The sequence below is a fragment of the Mesorhizobium sp. M1295 genome (assembly GCF_040318135.1).
Taxonomy (GTDB): domain Bacteria; phylum Pseudomonadota; class Alphaproteobacteria; order Rhizobiales; family Rhizobiaceae; genus Mesorhizobium.
In genome coordinates this window covers 20,434-38,016 of record NZ_JAMYLU010000030.1, presented here as the reverse complement: position 1 = coordinate 38,016, position 17,583 = coordinate 20,434, and the positions used below count along the sequence as shown (strand labels likewise).

Here is a 17,583-nt window from a genome sequence, read left to right as displayed (position 1 = left end):
ACCGCCGCCGTGCGGGTCGACGAACCGTGCCAATCGAACCGCTGCCATGATCGATCGCAGGTGATCGAATGGGACAAGGATGACATCGACCTCCTGAGGTTCATGAAAGTCAATGTGCTCGCTATCGGCATGTTCACCTGCGGGAAGCGCACCGTTGAGGCCGAGTTCGTGAAGCACGTCGCGCCGCTAGGGTGAGAGCATGTCGGTCTGACGGGGGACTACGTCTGGGGCGCCGATCCGACGCCCACCGACGGCTTGCGGCCGCTGCGCCGGCCAGTCTCGCTACTCGCCGCTTAGTTCCTGCTCCGTTCTACGAGCAGTACGCAGCGCTCACTTTCGTATCGTCACCCCTCGATGCTGTCGGTCATGCTCAGGTGGTAGACCTGAACGTCGGTCACCTCCAGTTCGAGCGTTGCCGGGGTCGAACTGTCGTAGGCCGTGTGCCAGCCAGACGCGCTGCTGTTGGCGATACTCAGATTAATGAGCAGGGTCATGGCATCGGTCGGCACGTTCGTAGTGACGGTTCGCTTGAGCACACCATCGAAATAGAACTTGATTGACACGCCCGGTATGTACTCCATGCCCCAGACGTGGTAGTCGGCCGACAGGTCCACACCAGCATCGAAGAACCGCTGCTCGTTGGTGGCAGCCAACAAGGCGTTTGCCAGCACTCCGTTGCTCGACACGGAGCCGTTGAGGAACCCGCCCTCCTGCGTGTCGATCTCGGCCCCGCCCTCGAGATGCCAGAAGCCTGGCCATCCGCCAGTGCTGACGTCCGGCTGCTTCATGCGTATCTGGGCGTAGCCACCGGCAAACGTGAACTTGCCGTGCGTGCAGATGGCGCCCGACTTCCACGTGTACCCGGCGAACCGGTTGCTTCTCGTCGCAACGATCTTCAAGCCTGATGGGCCAGTGCTGATCTGAGCCGGGTCGAAGTACTCGGCGTTGAATCCGCCAGCGTTCACCGCGGAGTACGGCGACGGCACGCTCTGCTGCCAGATACCGTTCTGGTCCGCGATCGCCGGTGTCCACTTCGTGGAGTCGAGCGAGTGCCCCGTGAAGGTGTCCTCGAATATCAGCTGACTGGTAGTGTACCCAGCCGGGGGTAGCAGCGACGATCCACCACCTCCACCACTCGTGCAGCACGTGACGATCATGAGCGCTGTGAAACAAATGTACTTCGATATACTTTTCATATTGCCCTCCTCGTAACGAGGGGCTTGACCGAGATGCGATTGCAATGGTCGCCGCCGCTTACCGATGGCACAGCCAAGCTTATAGTGAAACGACGAGGACTGGTTACCCCGACTTTATTGCGGCGCGGCAGGTGGACCTCGATGCGACCATAGGGCACCGGGTTATAGAAGTCTCAGTCGGTCTAAGGCTGCTGCCTGACCCTCTTGTCCTCGCCGCGCAGTACAATCTTCAGCCCATCATCCGGCCGCAGCAACGCCGTCGCCTCATCCCATGTCGCACGCACATCCAAACGTCGTGCTCCTCATCCGTGGTGTGATTACGGCATGACCTTGGGATGGATCGGCTCGTTCGGCGCCGGCGTGAGGAAGCCATAAACATAGTGCGGTCCGGGCAAGGGTTTGGACTTCGTCCGTCGGCCGCCGTTGAATGCCGTCCACATGCCTCAGGGCGAACCAGACCACGTTTTTTTGGGTCACCGGGCTGGGCTCGGGAGCGTACTCAGCGAAGCTGTTCGCCGGGACCAAACAATGGTTTTTCCGAGCTGAGCCACGCCAGCCGGTGATGCGAGGAAGTGCTCCTGATGTTCGTAATTTGGAAACCTCCCGGCTCGTGGCGGTGGCGGCATTATCCAGCCAGGTGGTCTTGGGGCGGTGTGTCGACGCCGATCCTCGGGAGGTAGCTCCTTATTCCCGCGATCAGGCCTTGATCGAGTGATAAAGTCTGCATAGCCGAACGAAGATCGTTGCGATGCGGCCCTCCGAGCGGGGCCCCTCGACAAGTCACTGTCAACAATCCTGCATCGGTGTCATGGATGGTTCCTGAATGCTCAAAGTTTTCCTAAGAGATTCGGCTATCAGGCTATACGTGCTGACCGCCAAGCTCGGCCTGCAGAGTCTTCCGCTTTTCCACCGCGCCTATCTTGCGCTTTATCCCCTGTACAAAAGGTATTTTGAAGCAGGCCCAATCGATCAGCTCAGGGAATTCGTGCCAGACGGATCGCTGGTCATCGACGTCGGCGCCAATGTCGGCTTCTTCTCGGTCCGCTTTGCTGAATGGGTCGGTGATGGCGGAAAGGTGATCGCCATCGAGCCGGAGGATCAGAATTACAGCGGCCTGATTTGCGCGCTCGAGCGCGCGGGTCTCCTTGGCCGCGTCGAGGCGCTGAGGGTGGTCGCCGCCGCCGAGCCCGGCACGACCTTTCTCGAAATCAACCCGCTTTATCCGGCCGACCACAAGCTTTCCCAGAACGGTACCGGCGTGCCGGTCACCGCCGTGACGCTCGACGGACTGCTCGCGGACAAGGGACCCCGGCGCCCGGCGCTCGTGAAAATCGATGTGCAGGGTGCCGAACTGCTGACGCTTCAGGGCATGATCGAGATCCTGAGGTTCGCCCGCCCGGCCCTGTTCGTCGAACTTTCCGACCAGGGATTGAACAAGTTCGGGGCGTCGGTTTTGGTAGTCCTGCGCCTCTTGTCGGATAACGGATACGAGGCATACTGGCTGACCCGGACCGGGCGCCGAAAGGCAAGCCAATCCGAGATTGAGGCCAGAACAACCGGCACCAAATCTGCCGATGTGCTGTTTCTTCCTGACAGGTCTGCGAGCCAGCGCTTCGCACAGCGACTTGAACTGAACGCCGTTCGTTAGTCTCTTTCGGAAAACCGGCTCCCCGCTGCGAAGCTTCGTCGTACTTCTGAGCGACGGAGGACTCGCGCATCAGGTCGTCCGAGAATTTCATCGCGACTTCCACGGCGGCCTTGGCACAAACTGCGCAACCAGTCGCCAAAGCTCCACCTCATGGCCATACTGCTAACCGGTTGGCGTGCTCTTTCGCTGCATCGTCGTCCGTGCAGGCGAGGTTGACCCCGCCCATAAATTGGCCATGTTCGTTCAGAACGTAGACGCGATAATGCTTTCCTATGAGCTACCTCCGATAGGCCGCGTGCCGAGCGAGGCTGCATGAAGGTCGTTGGCTCGACGCGCTGACGGCGTCGCGAGGGCCGGCCGCCTCAGCTTCCTCAGCGATCTCGCCGGCCTCGCGCATCCAGACGCCTTCGCTACCGCGCCGACCGCACAATTTCGCTGTTTGCGGGTAATGTCTCTTGGCGCATCGCGCCGGTCTTCGACTGAGAATGTCCACGCAATGTGCTAGAGTAGCCATCCACCCGGCAAAGCCGGGGGCCTTCAGACTTGAGCCTCTCAAGCGGCTCAAGCGTGGAGGCTCACGAAGGCGAAAGTCGTCGACGCCCGGAAACGTCAAACTGCTAGTGTCACACGGCAAGGCCGTGGGATCTCCCATACTGTTTAGGGCTCCAGCGAGAAGCTCCGAAACTCGATTCCGAGTTGCTTGAGCCGCTCTACACCGGGAACCTCTGCCGCCGGGTGCACGAGCCCAAGGATGGAGTCGGATCGGAAGGGTAGGGGGACATGCAGGGCCTCAGCTGCCTTGAGGACGCCACTGACAAGCTGCCAGGGCACGGCGACGGCGCGCAGTGTTCTGCCTTGTGATGCGGCGATCTCTTTCATGAGCCGTCGGAACGGTACCGGTTCGGGGTTGGCCAGCCCTACCGGTTCCGGCAGGGGCATGTCCGACTCGGCAATACGCACCATGGCGGCTGCCATGTCCGCCTCATGCACGGTGAACTGATGGGAGCGCGCTCCGATGAGAGGTGTGACTGGCAGGTTGGTGAGCTTGCGGAGCGCGCCTGCCATCCCGCCCCAACCGGGGCCGTACACCAGTCCGAGGCGGGTGGAGACACCTCCCAGACTGCTGGCGGTGCGCTCGCAGGCCAGCTTCGCCTGACCGTACAACTGTCGGGTTCCCTTACAGGCGGACATCGAGGAGATAAAAATGACCCGGCGAACCCCTGCGTCGGCGGCATTACGCAGGAGGTGCTGCGAGCCGGACACATTGACACCCCACACATCGCCGGCGCTGACGAGAGCCAGGTCCCATGCACCGTGGATGAGCACATCTAGGTCGCTCAATGCGGCCCCCGACGGCGGGCGCTTGATCTCGTATGGGCGCCACTCGGCGACGCCAACCATTGCGGTGGCAGAGTCGGAGGTCACCCGGTTCGAACGGGCGAACGCGATGACCTCATGCCCTTCTTCGGCGAAGGCGGCACGCAGGATGGTCCCGACATATCCGTTGGCTCCGGTGATACCGACACGCATAGAACGCTCAACCCGTCAGCTGCATCGCTTCGCAGGCGATGCGATGAGAATTGGCCATCACAGTCAGGGTAAAGGTAGTAGCTGGAACATTTGGGAAAACCGACCCGTCGATGAGATGGATACGGTCCCAGCGCGCCAGCCGCCCGAGGCGGTCTGTCGACGCACTCCCGGTATCCGGCTCACTGGCGTGGGGAAAGCTGCCGCCAAAGTGGTAGCTCTTAGCCCCGCCCGACCACAGCATCCGCGGCGTGACTGGCCACAAGTCAAGGTAAGGTGCCGCCCTGCGGATCCGCTTTATTACGTCAGGCAGCATCGGAGGCACGTCTTTGCCCCTGACCCTGGCCTCGCTGAAGCCCTCCGAAGCAAGGGTGATCTGGGGTAGCTCATCAGGAGCTGCGGGCAGCTGGGCCGTGACCCGGATCTTAGGTGACGCCCAGGACGGCAAATAGCCGAGGCCTACCGTCAACCGGCTCAGGAGTCGATCCGTCACGAAGGCGGCGGCGGGATGTTGGAGGAAGCCGGGAAGCGCATCGTAGTATGCCTGGTTGAACGGATAGAAGTGAATCTGTGAGACATCGAAGCCTTCGTCGTCCCGGACGATGACCATGTTGAACTGGTTGAGTGTGAACTCGCGCCTTGTACGTGGGTCTGGGGTCGGCTTCATGGACATCATTGGAAGAACGAATTGAGCCGATTCCGAAAGATATACCGGCTGGTCCGATCCGAGCGAGCCCAGGATCAGCCGGGTGGTCCCGACTGCTCCGCAGCCCACGAAGACCCGGTCGGCGGTGAATCGCTGGATCCGGCCGCTGGACAGCTCCCGGGCCTGCACGACGGCCGTGTCGCCCTCCTGGTCAACTCGCACCGCCAGCAGCCCGCTGTGGTAGGCGATCCTCCCGCTGCGCCTGAAGCGATCGAAGCTGTGCGAGGCCGAATAGACTAGCGACCGCGGGCACCCAGTCATGCACAGCCCGCAGGGCTGGCATTCGGGCGCTGAGAAGGCGAGGCGGGCGCGGCCTATCGTTATTCCCGCGGAGCGCACTCGATCGCGGTGCCGGTCGTAGTTGGCCAGGACCATCTGCGCCCGCGGCGCCAGCGGCGGAAGCGGGTCCGGGGATCCGATGAGCGGGAACCACTCCTCGAGATCGTCGGACTCTCCAGCGAAAGGAATGTGACCCAGGATCGTCCGATAGTGCTCTTCCATATCCGAGAAGTCGAACGGCCATCCCTTGAACGAGGCGGCGCTGAAGGGCATGATCTGGGCTCCCCAGACGTTGCTGAACCCCCCGTAGGCGCTTGATATGACAGCTGAGTTGACTCTACCCTCGGAGTGGACGCCGTCGAGCTGGCCCTTGTTGACAAACGGGAAATCGGATCCGTAGCTTCTCTTTTCAGGCAGCGAATCGGACCGGATCCGCTTGGGTTGCAGGCTGACCCCGCGGACGTCCTCCTCATCCCAGTTGTCGACACGCAGCTTGGACATCCTGGAGATTACCTCTTGCGTCTCCGCGTCAAGCACGGTGCCCGGATCGAACACGGTTACCTTCTCGTCCGGTTTATCGGACAGCGCCAACACGGCGGCGGCTGCAGCCGGACCCGAACCAATGATTATCGAAGACGGCATCTACTTGCCGCGCCCATCGCCTTGCGCGGCTGTGTCCAGTATCTGCTTGGTTGCCTGTTGGCGCCGCCGGCGCAAGCGCCGCACCAGCTCGATCCGGCCGGCGACGTGGCCTACCGCGGCCAGCCCCACGCCAGCGACTATCGCCGCGGACCGGGCCAGCCCGTGGGCGTCACCCTTGGCCGCCTGCAAAATCTCCCGCGGTAGGCCCTTGGTCAGCGCGTACCAGGCGAAGCGGGCCTCTGCACCCAGTGTGGCCGCGTCGCCCATCTGGGCAAAGGCCTCGACCTTCCCCTTGTTGACGAACAGGCAGCGGCGCCAGAAGTACCTCCAGGTCGGCCGTGAGGCGGGCACGAAGTGGCGAACGGTCGCCGCTGGTTCGTAGATGACTGCCTCACTGCCCCTGAGGTGCGCCACGCGGTGACACATGTCCATGTCGTCGTGACGGTCGGAGTGGAACCCTCCCACCTGCTCGAGGAGGGTCCGCCGCACCGACATGTTGGCTCCTATGAGGTGAGCCAAAGGACCTCGGCTGGTCGGAAGGCCGTCATAAGCGCATCCGAACACCCAGTCGAACTGCACAGGAAACCAGGCCGGGCGGCTCGTCTCGAAAACCGGTATGGGGCGCCCGCCGACGGCGCCGATGCGCTTATCCCGGTAGGGTTCGATGAGAATCTCGAGCCAGTCCCTGTCGGCCGCCGCATCGTCGTCCAGGAACGCCAGGATCTCTCCAGTGGCTGTCTCGGCTGCCGTGTTTCGGGCCGCCCCCAGGTGCCCGTCATACTTGTTCTGGATCACCCGTATCGGAGGGGCGGATGCTGCGAAGTCAGCCCAGTGCGCGGCACAACGGTGGAACAGGGGCTGGTCGACAGATACGATGATCTCGCGGGGTTGCAAGGTCTGCTCCTGAACCGAGGCCACCGACTGAAGCAACAGCTCCCATCTGTCCTCGGAGTAGGCACAGATAATCACTGAGATCGTAGGGGGCGGCTGCCGGCATTCGCTGCTGACGCCATCCTCGGGCTGCCCGGTTTTGGATCCAGGCTGACCGGTTGTGGCAACGGCAACGTCATGACCGCGGCGGGCGAGACCGATAGTTAGGTTGCGGACGTGGCCCCGCTGGCCAACGCCAATCGAGATATAGGATTGCGCAAGCATCAGAATACGCATCTAGGAATTCTCCCGACTTGAGCTGCCAATGTCTGTCCAAACTCTTTGATAGACGTGCGATGGTCTTGGTTTTTGAAACGCAGGCTTCCACGCGGGATTCGGCCTACCCGGAAGCCGGTTTTCAGCATAAAAAGTTACCAACCAGGGCCGAGGTTTGCGCCATCGTAGGCTTGCTTCCGTCGAGCGACCCGATCACCGGCTGGAGAAGGTGCGGACCACATTGGCGCCCATCGCCACCGCGTCGTCGAGCACGCGGGTGACCTCAGCCTGCAACCGGTAGGTCAGATAGTGGTTGTTTACGCCGGTCACGAAGAACGGCCTGCCGTCCAACGCAAAGTTCGTTCCGGAAGTCTTGATGAGGGATGTTGCCGACGGATCGTCCGCGGCGCTCGCGACTGCCGGAACGGACAGCAACGCGGACACCAGCACCCGCAGTCCGGCGTTCCGCAGCCCATTTTTCACTCGTTGCCAGTCGATGATCATCCTGGCATTTGGCTCTCGCCGGCCACAGGGTGCAATGGCCCCTAAGGATTACCTCCTCTGACCTCACACAGCCACGGCGTCGTTCGGGCATAGTGGTGCTTAGCCGTTTCCAGTCGCTCGAGTATGGACCCGTGCTCAGGCATCTCCCAATCAAGTGTTCGGCTCCCGACATGGCGAGTCCCCGCAACCATGGTGGGTGGAAACCATCCTCGCGCTGCGGCTTTCTATCTGCCGCCCTTGGCTCGCGTGCCTGCGGCGGAATCCAGGGTAGGCGGATCGCCTGAGGTGGTTCTCGTGGAAGCTGTAAGCTGGCTTTTTGAAATCGGCCGTGAGAACAACAATGCGCATTTGCCTGAGTCTCGATTCGTCCCGGCTGCTGCGGTGGCACCTCTGGCTGGCAGAAGCGCTCGCTGAAGTGCCCGGCAACGAAGTCTTCTGCGCTTTGGCGGCCGGTCGCTGCCCGCTGCCGATAATCTGCCGTCTGCTGCTGGAACTCGAACAACTGGTCTGTGGCTTTCGCGGGAACGGCGCCATCGACCCCGTCCAGGCGGCGCTGCGGTGCCTGCCGCCGCCTCCGGCCGACCAAGTGGATGTGGTGATCGATTTGAGCGGCGCAGAATCGCTCCCGGCGGGGCGGCGCGTGCTCACCCCGGTCTTCAACGGCGCACCCGGCGAGATCGGAGTTGTGGCGGCCTGGGTGAATCATCAGGATCTTCTCGTCGACCTGCATGACACGGCGCGCCCGTTGCGGCCGTGGACGGCGCGTCCGGCCAGTGCAGACCGTGAATTATTGGCAGCGAGGCTCGACAGCGCCCTTTCCTGCGCTGTGCCGCTGATCCTCAAAGCCCTGTGCGAGGAAAGCGGTTCAACTGCGTCCGGTATCCGCGGTCCGCGGACGGCAGTGCCCTCGTTTGGCGCGCTTTCGGCGCTTGCAAGGGCGAGCGGCACGGTTGCATCGAAGGCGATCGGGCTTTTGGACGTCCTGGCGAGGGGCGGCAGGATGTGGGGGATTGGCTGGCGCTTCGATGAATCGGCGAGCCTGCTCGACAAAGGCGAAGCAGCCTTCCGGGTGCTCACCGGAAATGCCGACAGCTACCTTGCCGACCCGTTCCCGTTCCGGCACCAGGGGCAGAATTTCATCTTTGTCGAACAGTACCTCTACTCGAAGAACCGGGGGTGCATTGCGGTCGTGGCAGTGAACCGGGACGGGACAGCCGGCGCATCCCGGATCGTCGTAGAGGAACCGCATCACCTCTCGTACCCGTTCGTGTTCGAGCAGGATGGGCAGATCTGGATGATCCCCGAATCGGGGGCGGCCAAGAATGTCAGCCTCTACAGGGCAGTGGAATTCCCTTACCGGTGGACGCGGGAGGCCTGTCTCATGGAAGGCATTGAGGGCTACGATACCACGCCGCTCTGCCATGAGGGCGGCTTTTGGTTTTTCGTCAGCCCAAGGCTTTGGAGGTCCACATCCTGGGATCTTCTCAGCCTCTACCGTGCCGAGAGCCTGACTGGGTCCTGGACGCCCCATGCCGCCAACCCCGTCCTGCTCGATGCAAGGCTCAGCCGTCCCGCAGGCGCCGTCATCCGACATGGCGGACGCACGCTACGCCCGGTCCAAGACTGCGCGCGCGGTTATGGCGGCGCGGTGACGTTCTGCCAGATTGATGCGCTCGGCGCGTCGGAGTTTGCCCAGACCCCGGTCGGTCGCATTTGGTCCGGAGCGTTGGGGTGTCACACCTACAATCGCCGGTCTGGCCTGGAGGTGATCGACCTGTTCGGGCATATCCGGGGTTTGCGAGAGGTCACGACCTCGTATCGTGTGCTGATACCCAACGCGCCGGTCTCGGGACCGCGCGGGGTCTCGGGACCGCGTGGGCGGTCGCTCTCTTGGCCGGTTTTGCCCGGGTTAGTTACCCGTAGCCAGGCGGTCGAGCGCAAGGTGCCCCGCCTGCGAAGGGCCGGGCGCGCTCGACCCTTCTCGGGCACAAAATAAGCTCGGAAATCACGGCCAAGTGAAGGAGCGAGCCCACCTGCACTTCGCAGCTTCTGGCCAGTGGCAAGTCAGCGTTGCGCTGGACGTTCATTTCTTCGCGCCGGCGAGCTTCGCTGCCTTCTGCACGGTTCGCTCAATAGAAAGTGTCGCTGTGAGCTAGTCCCAGCCGCGGGTCGATGAATGTCCTCGCTGGGGTTGAAGGTGGACCCAGAGGTCTAAAACGGGTTTGGCAACGCTGCCAACACAGCTGCTGAAGGTGATCGGTGCCGCTGCCGTACTATCCGCGCTGGTCGTATGGCTGGAAATAACCTGTAGGGATACCCCAAAAGAGCTAATCATCTATTTGCTTTTCATAACCATCTATCGTCCTTCCATTTCAGATCTGCATCAGTAATCGTCGCATCACAACCCAATATTAGGGGGCGACAAGCTTGCCAATCCTCTTTCATTTCATCTTCATTTCATAACGGCCGGGAGTCCGCATATGGTTGGATCAAGCACATCCGTGGATGTGGCGGTCATTGGAGCTGGCCGCCGCGGCTTGTCGCTGGCCGCGCATTTGCGTGCGCGCTATGTGGAGCACCGGATTTTCGGGGAGCTCATGGGGTCATGGAAGCACAATATGCTCCCCGGATGGGTCCCATCGTACGACCTCAAAGCGCTGCCATGAACGCCCGTCTCTCCGGCATTCTCGCCCCCGTCGGTGCCACATCGCCGCCTGACCCGTTAAATGTCGCGCTGCGGGGATCGCTGACTCTGCCCCGAGTCAGCTTCGTCGTCCCGACGCTCAATGAAGCCGAGAACCTCCCGTGGCTTCTGCCGCGCATCCCCAACTGGGCGCATGAGATCATTATCGTAGATGGGCGTTCGACTGACGATACGGTCGCGGTCGCGCGCCGCCTGCGAGAGGACGTGAAGGTCGTGATGGAGCCCCGGCGGGGCAAGGGCGCTGCACTGCAAGCGGGATTCCTGGCCGCCACAGGCGAAATCATCGTCATGCTGGACGCTGACGGCTCCATGGTGCCGGAGGAGGCGATCGTCTTTGTCAGTGCGCTGATGGCCGGCGCGGATCTCGTTAAGGGTTCACGCTTTATCCAGGGCGCCGGCACCGACGACATGTCGCTGTTCCGGATGTTCGGCAATAAGGGGCTGACCCTGTTCGTGCGGCTGCTCTATGGCGGTTGGTTCTCCGATCTATGCTACGGATACATAGCCTTCTGGACCAAGCACGTCGCCACGCTGGACTGCGATTGCGATGGGTTCGAGATCGAGACCCTCATCAACGTGCGGGCCTTGAAGAACCACCTCAATATCGTCGAGGTGGCGAGTTTCGAGGCTCCGCGCATCAGCGGCGTGAGCCATCTGCGCGCCATGCCGGACGGCTGGCGCGTCCTGAAAACCATCCTGCGCGAGAGGGTGCACCAACAGCGCAGGCGGAGCGCGACAGCCTGTGTTGTCGGTGGACAGACCTGATGCGAATCCTGATGGTTGCCGCTCGCTGCTACCCCCTCATAGGTGGCATCGAAACTCACATCCAGGAAGTCGGTCCCCGCTTGGTGGCGCGTGGCCACGCCGTCGACGTGCTCACTACCGATCCCTCGGGGGAGTTGCCGGCTGAGGAGGAGGTGCGCGGTATGCGCGTGCAGCGCGTGCCGGCCTGGCCGAGGGAGCTGGACCTCTATGTTGCGCCCGGCATTTATACCGCGATCCGGCGCGGGGCATGGGATCTGATCCATTTCCAAGGTTACAACAGCTTCGTGGCGCCGATCGGGCTGCTCGCGACCCTTCGCGGGGACCTGCCGTTCATCCTGACCTTCCACAGCGGCGGGCATTCCTCCCGGCTGCGCAATGCCGTGCGCGGCACACAGCACGCGCTGCTTCGACCGCTGGTGGCCCGCGCCGCGCGGCTGATCGGCGTCTCCGAATTCGAGGCCAGCTTCTTCAGCGCCAGAATGCGCGTGCCGCGCGAACGGTTTGTCGTCATCCCGAACGGCGCTGCGATGCCGGCTCCGAGCCCCGGCATCAAGGTCGATCCGCATCTGATCGTCTCGGGCGGCAGGCTGGAGCGCTACAAGGGCCATCACCGGGCGATCGCGGCCTTGCCCGAACTGATCCGCCGGGTACCGGACGTGCGACTGCACATCGTTGGAACAGGCCCGTACGAGGGAGAATTGCGGCGCCTCGTCGCGACGCTCGGCCTCGAGAAGCGGGTCACCATTGCGGGCATCCCCGGATCCGAGCGGCAGAAAATGGCAGACCTGCTGGCGAGCGCCGCGCTATTCGTGCTGTTCAGCGAATACGAAGCCCATCCGATCGCTGTGATGGAAGCCCTGTCGCTGCGCCGTCCGGTCCTCGTCAGCGACACGTCCGGTCTGCGGGAGCTGGCCGCCAATGGCCTGTGCCGGGCGATTCCGCCCAACGCCGGTCCTGGAGAGCTGGCCGCCGCCATGGCCCAGGAACTGGAGGCGCATCGGGAGGTCCCGGATTTGGCCCTGCCGGACTGGGATGCCTGCGCGCATGCGCTGAACCACGTTTATTATGATGTTCTCGGCAGCCGATCCATGCTCCGCTTGGGCCCCGGCGGCGTGACATCGTGGCCTCCTGCGACGAGGGCATGATGCTGATGATGCCGGCTCATTTCAGCGCGGGAACCAGGATCAACCCGCTTCAGGCCGGGATACGATTCGTCTCGGCCGTTGTCGGTCCCGACCTTCGCGACGGCAGCGCCGATGCCCCGTCGCAACGCGCCAATTCCGGATGGATTGCGGTTCTATGCCTGACGATCGCCGCGGCTCTACTCCTGGTCGTGGCCGGTCACGCGGCCGGGCGCCGCGGCTATGACGTGGCGCCGCCGCTCTTCTGGTCCGGTGTCGTTCTCCTGGTCGCTCCGACCAGCCTTCGCATCGCCTGGCCGACAACAGCCCGGGGTGAGCGCCTGTTCCTCCTGTTGCTGCTTGCCGAAGCCCTGTTCTATTGCAAGAACGTCTATTCCCCGACGAGCTTCAGCGGTTACGACGAGGTCTTGCACTGGATCGCGGCCCAGGATCTCATCACGGCCCGCCGGCTGTTCCTGTCCAACCCGCTTTTCCCGATCGGGCCAACCTATCCCGCCCTGGAAATCCTGACGACGGCGATCGTCGATCTGACGGGACTGCCCTTGTTTGTGGCGGGGACGCTCTTGTTGGCCATCCTCAAGGGCACGTTCATCGGTGCCCTGTTTCTGTTCCTCGAAAGCATCGCTGGGTCGCCGCGTATCTCGGCCATCGCCTGTCTGGCCTATATGGGCTGCTCAACCTTCTTCCTGTTCGATTCGATGTTCTCCTACGAGAGCCTCGGTATCGTGCTATGCGTGCTGACCTTCGCGGTCGAAGCAGCGTCCAAGGATCTCGTCGGGCGACCGAGGCTGAAGTCGTTCGGGCTGATTGCCTTGCTGTTGGCAAGCCTCGCGGTCACGCATCACCTCTCTGCCGCCTTCGCCGCCATCTATTTCGGAGCGCTGGCGGCGCTCGAGACGTTGCGCCGGCACGATCCCCTGCGGATCAAGACCAGCACTGCCGTGGGCCTCGCGGCGATCCTCGCCATAGCCCTGCCGTCCCTGTGGGTGCAGGCCCGTGGCATCCCTCTCACAGGCTATCTCGGCCCGGTGATCGAGTCCGGTCTCGACACATTGCTCCGGAACATCCTGGGCGCGCCCACCCCGCGGTCGGAGCACCTCGGAGCGCCGGACAAGGCGCTCTACATGCGGCTGACCACCTTGCTGGCGCTCCTGCTGGTGGCCCTCGGACTGGCAACGGGATTCTTTCGGTCGCTGGCCATGGCAGCGCCGAGTGGTGCGCGGTCCGGTTGGCGTCCGATCCAGGACATTCTTAAACGCCGCTGGCGCGATAGCCGCCTCGTGCTCCTCAGCTTGCTGGCCTTCGGGCTCCCAGTCTCGGTGGCCTTCCGACTGACCGTCGCCGGATGGGAAGTCGGCAACCGCATGGGAACGTTCGTGTTCATCGCCGTCGGGCTGGTCGTCGCGGTGAGCATCGTCCACTTCTGGCAGGGACGCACGCCACGCGGGTGGCGCCGCATCGCACCGGCCGTTGCTCTGGTGATCATCGTCCTGGGCGGCGTCACGAGCTCTTCGATTAATCCGATCCATGGGCGCTACAGGGTGGCCGCGGATCACGAATCCATCGAGCCGATGGGGATCGAAACGGCACGCTGGGCCAAGGAATGGCTCGGTGCTGGCAACCGCTTCACCACCGACCGCATCAACCGCCTTCTGCTTGCGGGCTACGGCCGGCAGGACGTTAGGGTCACCATCGTCGAAGGCGTCGATCCCGCGCGAATTTTCGAGGCCGAGACATTGGGGCCCGACGAGTTTTGGGCCTTGGCGCGAAGCAACATCGATTTCCTGCTGATTGACCTGCGCCTGACTACGGCTCCGCCGGTGCTCGGCTTTTACTTCCAGCCGTGGGAAGCGCGGCAGGGAGCGCCGCTCTCGGGCGCAGCGCTGCTCAAGTTCAATGAGGTCAAGGGCGTCACCCGCATCTACGACAACGGCTGGATCGTCATCTATGACGTGAGGGGATTGCATGAGATTTTGTAGCAAGTGGGACCTTCTGGCCGCGTGCCTGTGGGCGGGGGCCGCGGTGGCGGCCGTTGCGGTCAGCGACAGCTTGCTCCTCCGTACTGCCCTGGGCGCGCCCATGGTGTTCCTCGTCTCGGGCCACACGGTGCTGCGGGCCATTGGCGTCAGGACAACCTCCGCGTTGGAACACTTCGTCTACGCGGTCGGAGCAAGCCTGGCCGCCAGCATCGCCGGGGGCTTTGCCCTGAACGCCGCAGGCTTCCTTACGCCGCTCGGCTGGGCGGTGTGGTTCTGGGCGGTGACGGCCGCCGCGGCACTGGTGGCCGCCGGCCGCCGCGACACTCCCGATCTGCCAGCCTGGCCGGCTCCGGCGCGGGTCCGGCTCTGGCAGGGGGCTGCGCTCATGCTAGCGCTGCTTGTAGCGACCGGAGCCTATGCGTTGGCCGTCCGAGACGAAGCGGCCTACCGGGAATTCAAATACACCGCGTTCTGGTTGTTGCCGTCGGCCGGTGGCGAGTCCGGCCGGATCACCGTCGGCATCAGGAGCGCCGAGACTCGACCTCAGCGATTCGACCTGGAAATCACCCTCGATGGGCAGCCGTTCGCCGTTTTCCGATCGCTCACCATCGCGCCGGGCGACACTTGGGCGCGGGAAATCCCGGTGCCCGTCTTGGCAACTCGCCAGACGGCCGAGGCGCGGCTTTATCGACCGGAAGACAACCGGCTCTATCGCAGCGTTTCGACGCTTGTGCCGCGGATCTAAAACGAGGCTGTACCATGCGCATCCTGCTGCTATCGCAGTTCTATCCTCCGGTGATCGGGGGAGAGGAGCGGCACGTCCGCAACCTCGGCGCGGCGTTGGTGGAGCGGGGCCATCATGTCAGCGTCGGGACCTTGATGCATCCCGGATCGCCCGCAACCGAGCTGGACGGCGCGGTTCGCGTGCACCGCTTGCGCGGCACGCTCCAGCGTCTGTCAGGCCTCCACACCGATCCCGAGCGCCGCCACGCACCACCTTTCCCGGATCCCGAACTGGTGCTAGCCCTGAAGCGGCTGGTCGCTCAGGAGAGGCCGGACATCGTCCACGCCCACAACTGGATCTACGCGTCCTTCCTGCCGGTCAAAGTTCTCAGTGGGGCACGCCTCGTGGTCACTCTGCACGACTACGGCCTTGTCTGCGCCAAGAAGAACTTCATGCACTTGGGGACCCATCTCTGCAGTGGCCCAGCACCGGCCAAGTGCTTACCTTGCGCCACCGGGCATTACGGAGCCGTGAAGGCAGCCGCGACCACCTTGGGCAACTGGGCTTCGAGCTTCGGCGCTCGGCGCGCTGTGGACCGCTTCATCGCGGTGAGCCACGCGGTGGCCAGCCACACCGGCCTCACCCAAGGCCGCGCCCCCTACGAGGTCATTCCCAACTTCGTGCCCGACAATGTCGAGGTACTTGGCCCGGAAGATCCCTGCCTGCGGGAGCTACCTGGGCATGGATTCATCCTGTTCGTCGGCGACATGGCGCGCCTCAAGGGCATTGACGTTCTCCTGCAAGCCTATGCCGGCCTGGAGCGGGCGCCGCAGCTGGTCCTGATCGGGCGCCGGGCCGCCGATACACCAACCGAGTTTCCGCCGAACGTCCGCGTCTTCGGTACGTGGCCGCATTCCGCCATCATGCATGCATGGCGGCGCTCACTGTTCGGCGTGCTACCATCGGTGGGACCTGAAGCCTGCGCGACGGTCATCATGGAAGCCATGGCTTCCGGCAAGGCAGTCATCGCAACCGATGTCGGCGGCATGCCGGATATCGTCGATCATGGGGAAACAGGGCTTCTCGTGCCGCCCGGCGACGCGCACGCCCTCGCCCACGCAATGCAGACACTTCTGGATGACCGCGCCTTGCTGGCCCGCCTGGAGACGACAAGCCTCGCCAGGGTTGGATGCCTCAAGGCCGGAGCGGTCGTGACCCGGATCGAGCAGGTCTACCGGGACGTCCTGCGCCCAGCCGCCAGCAGGCCTGCGGTGCCGGCAAACCAAGGTTCGGGAGAGCCGTCATGCCGGTAGACCCCGCCGGGACGGCCATTATTCGCCTGCGCCGGGAGCTTCGAAAGAGCGCCGCGTTCGTCATGAATTCCGGCGCTCTGGCGATCGGAACGACTGCAACGGCCGGTCTCGGGTTTGTCTATTGGTGGCTCGCGGCCCGGCTGTTTCCGCCTGAGGTGATCGGCAACGTCTCCGCCCTCCTGTCCGTGATGGCGCTCATCGGCCTGCTGGGGGACGCCGGGCTGGGGACGTTGCTGATGGGTGAAATCGTCCGGCATCCCGGCAAGGAGCGCGGCCTCGTGGCCGCTGCAGCGTGCGTCGGGGTGGCGCTGGCGGTCGGCCTGGCCTTGTTGTTTGTCTTCGGGGAGGCGTACCTCAACAGCCCGACCGGGCCGATCGACGGCTTGTTCGTGGGCGTTACCTTCGTCCTCGGCTGCGGCCTGACCGTTCTCGGGATCGTGGCCGATACGGCGTTCATGGGCAACCTGCGCAGCACCGGCAAGATGATCCGGCAAGTGCTGTTCTCCACGTTCAAGCTGATGCTGCTCGCCGCGGCCGCCGGCTACGCCTCCAATGCCGCGCTTCTTCTGACCTGGGTGGCCGGCTTGCTGGCGGCCTGTATCGGCGTCGATCTCTTGACCCGGGGCGGCGCGCGTCGCCTCTTTGGGACCCCCGATTTCCAGCTGCTCCATGCGCTCCGACGCAAGGTGTTCGACCACTACGCGCTCGATGTGGCTTTGCAGGCCCCGGGCACCATCATGCCCTACCTTGTGCTGGTTCTCCTGTCGCCGACCACCAATGCCGCCTTCATGCCGTTGTGGATGCTGGTCTCCTTGGCCTCGTTGATTCCCGCAGCCATGGCCACGATCCTGTTCCCCGTGGTCAGAACAAGCCCGAAACAATCGAGACGCGACATCCTTATGTCGCTGACGGCGTCATTGCTCTTCTCGCTGGTCTGCGCCGTCTTCGTCTTCACCTATTCGCAGGAGATCCTTGCGGTCTTCAATCCGGCCTATCCTGAGATCGCCGGTTCGAGCCTGCGCTTCCTCGGCTTCAGCCTGTTGGGATCAACGCTCAAATTTCATGCCTGCACGCTGGCGCGGCTGGGCGACAGGATGCGCAAGGCATCTCGCTGGTTCGCGCTGGGCGGGTTGCTGGAGCTGTGCCTCGTGATCGCGGGGGCGAAGCTTGGCGGACTTCAAGGCCTGGTCCTGGGCTGGACGCTCGCCGTTAGCATCGAGGGCGTGTGCGCGGCCCTGACTTTGGCCTTCGCGATGAACCTGAATTCCGCCGGCGGTCCTGTGCACGAAGGGCCGCCGGTTGCGTAAC

The 17,583-nt window shown here is 63.5% G+C and carries 14 protein-coding genes and 1 pseudogene; 9 read left to right on the top strand and 6 right to left on the bottom strand.

What is annotated here, in order from left to right; translation table 11 throughout:
* Window positions 1–9: 9 nt before the first annotated feature.
* The gene (locus tag NKH29_RS28790; RefSeq protein WP_353001170.1) at window positions 10–195 is read left to right on the top strand and encodes a hypothetical protein; all 186 of its coding nucleotides are present in this window, start codon (window positions 10–12) and stop codon (window positions 193–195) included.
* Window positions 196–344: 149 nt separating this feature from the next.
* On the opposite strand, the gene NKH29_RS28785 is transcribed toward NKH29_RS28790, so the two are convergent.
* Entirely contained in the window at window positions 345–1,196 is an 852-nt protein-coding gene (locus NKH29_RS28785) for a glycoside hydrolase family 16 protein (RefSeq protein ID WP_352821907.1), read from the bottom strand.
* Between the two features lie 182 nt (window positions 1,197–1,378).
* Window positions 1,379–1,828, bottom strand: a pseudogene (locus NKH29_RS32745) (SOS response-associated peptidase family protein); the annotation flags it as partial.
* Window positions 1,829–2,061: 233 nt separating this feature from the next.
* Here NKH29_RS32745 and NKH29_RS28780 point away from each other — a divergent pair.
* Window positions 2,062–2,844, top strand: a complete 783-nt coding sequence (locus tag NKH29_RS28780; protein ID WP_353001156.1) for an FkbM family methyltransferase — start codon at window positions 2,062–2,064, stop codon at window positions 2,842–2,844.
* Window positions 2,845–3,501: 657 nt separating this feature from the next.
* On the opposite strand, the gene NKH29_RS28775 is transcribed toward NKH29_RS28780, so the two are convergent.
* The 4 genes from NKH29_RS28775 to NKH29_RS28760 all read right to left on the bottom strand — a co-directional run bounded on the left by NKH29_RS28775 (window position 3,502) and on the right by NKH29_RS28760 (window position 7,648).
* A complete protein-coding gene (locus NKH29_RS28775; RefSeq protein WP_353001155.1) occupies window positions 3,502–4,374 on the bottom strand; it encodes an NAD-dependent epimerase/dehydratase family protein in 873 nt (290 codons plus the stop codon).
* Window positions 4,375–4,381: 7 nt separating this feature from the next.
* On the bottom strand, window positions 4,382–5,998 hold the full coding sequence (locus tag NKH29_RS28770; protein ID WP_353001154.1) for a Rossmann-fold NAD(P)-binding domain-containing protein: 1,617 nt from the start codon (window positions 5,996–5,998) through the stop codon (window positions 4,382–4,384).
* On the bottom strand, window positions 5,999–7,165 hold the full coding sequence (locus NKH29_RS28765; protein ID WP_353001153.1) for a glycosyltransferase family 2 protein: 1,167 nt from the start codon (window positions 7,163–7,165) through the stop codon (window positions 5,999–6,001).
* A 192-nt stretch (window positions 7,166–7,357) separates the two neighbouring features.
* Window positions 7,358–7,648 (bottom strand): hypothetical protein, encoded by a 291-nt coding sequence (locus NKH29_RS28760; protein ID WP_352746488.1) that lies wholly within the window; start codon window positions 7,646–7,648, stop codon window positions 7,358–7,360.
* Window positions 7,649–7,988: 340 nt separating this feature from the next.
* On the opposite strand from NKH29_RS28760, the gene NKH29_RS28755 reads away from it, so the two are divergent.
* From NKH29_RS28755 to NKH29_RS28725, 7 genes are all read left to right on the top strand, one after another.
* Window positions 7,989–9,644 carry a glucosamine inositolphosphorylceramide transferase family protein gene (locus NKH29_RS28755; protein WP_352744549.1) on the top strand — a complete coding sequence of 552 codons (1,656 nt, stop codon included), beginning with the start codon at window positions 7,989–7,991 and terminating at the stop codon, window positions 9,642–9,644.
* Between the two features lie 666 nt (window positions 9,645–10,310).
* Window positions 10,311–11,117 (top strand): glycosyltransferase family 2 protein, encoded by an 807-nt coding sequence (locus tag NKH29_RS28750; RefSeq protein ID WP_352450579.1) that lies wholly within the window; start codon window positions 10,311–10,313, stop codon window positions 11,115–11,117.
* The gene (locus NKH29_RS28745; protein ID WP_352450580.1) at window positions 11,117–12,262 is read left to right on the top strand and encodes a glycosyltransferase family 4 protein; all 1,146 of its coding nucleotides are present in this window, start codon (window positions 11,117–11,119) and stop codon (window positions 12,260–12,262) included. Before NKH29_RS28750 ends, NKH29_RS28745 begins: the two co-directional genes overlap by 1 nt.
* 224 nt (window positions 12,263–12,486) lie before the next feature.
* Window positions 12,487–14,238 carry a putative glycosyltransferase family protein gene (locus NKH29_RS28740; RefSeq protein ID WP_353001152.1) on the top strand — a complete coding sequence of 584 codons (1,752 nt, stop codon included), beginning with the start codon at window positions 12,487–12,489 and terminating at the stop codon, window positions 14,236–14,238.
* Window positions 14,239–14,338: 100 nt separating this feature from the next.
* Complete coding sequence (locus tag NKH29_RS28735) at window positions 14,339–14,983, top strand: hypothetical protein (protein ID WP_352450582.1); 645 nt, start codon at window positions 14,339–14,341, stop codon at window positions 14,981–14,983.
* Window positions 14,984–14,997: 14 nt separating this feature from the next.
* Window positions 14,998–16,275: a glycosyltransferase family 4 protein gene (locus NKH29_RS28730; RefSeq protein WP_352450583.1), complete on the top strand. Its 1,278-nt coding sequence runs from the start codon at window positions 14,998–15,000 to the stop codon at window positions 16,273–16,275.
* On the top strand, window positions 16,266–17,582 hold the full coding sequence (locus NKH29_RS28725; RefSeq protein WP_353001151.1) for a lipopolysaccharide biosynthesis protein: 1,317 nt from the start codon (window positions 16,266–16,268) through the stop codon (window positions 17,580–17,582). Before NKH29_RS28730 ends, NKH29_RS28725 begins: the two co-directional genes overlap by 10 nt.
* The last annotated feature ends 1 nt before the right edge of the window (window position 17,583 follow it).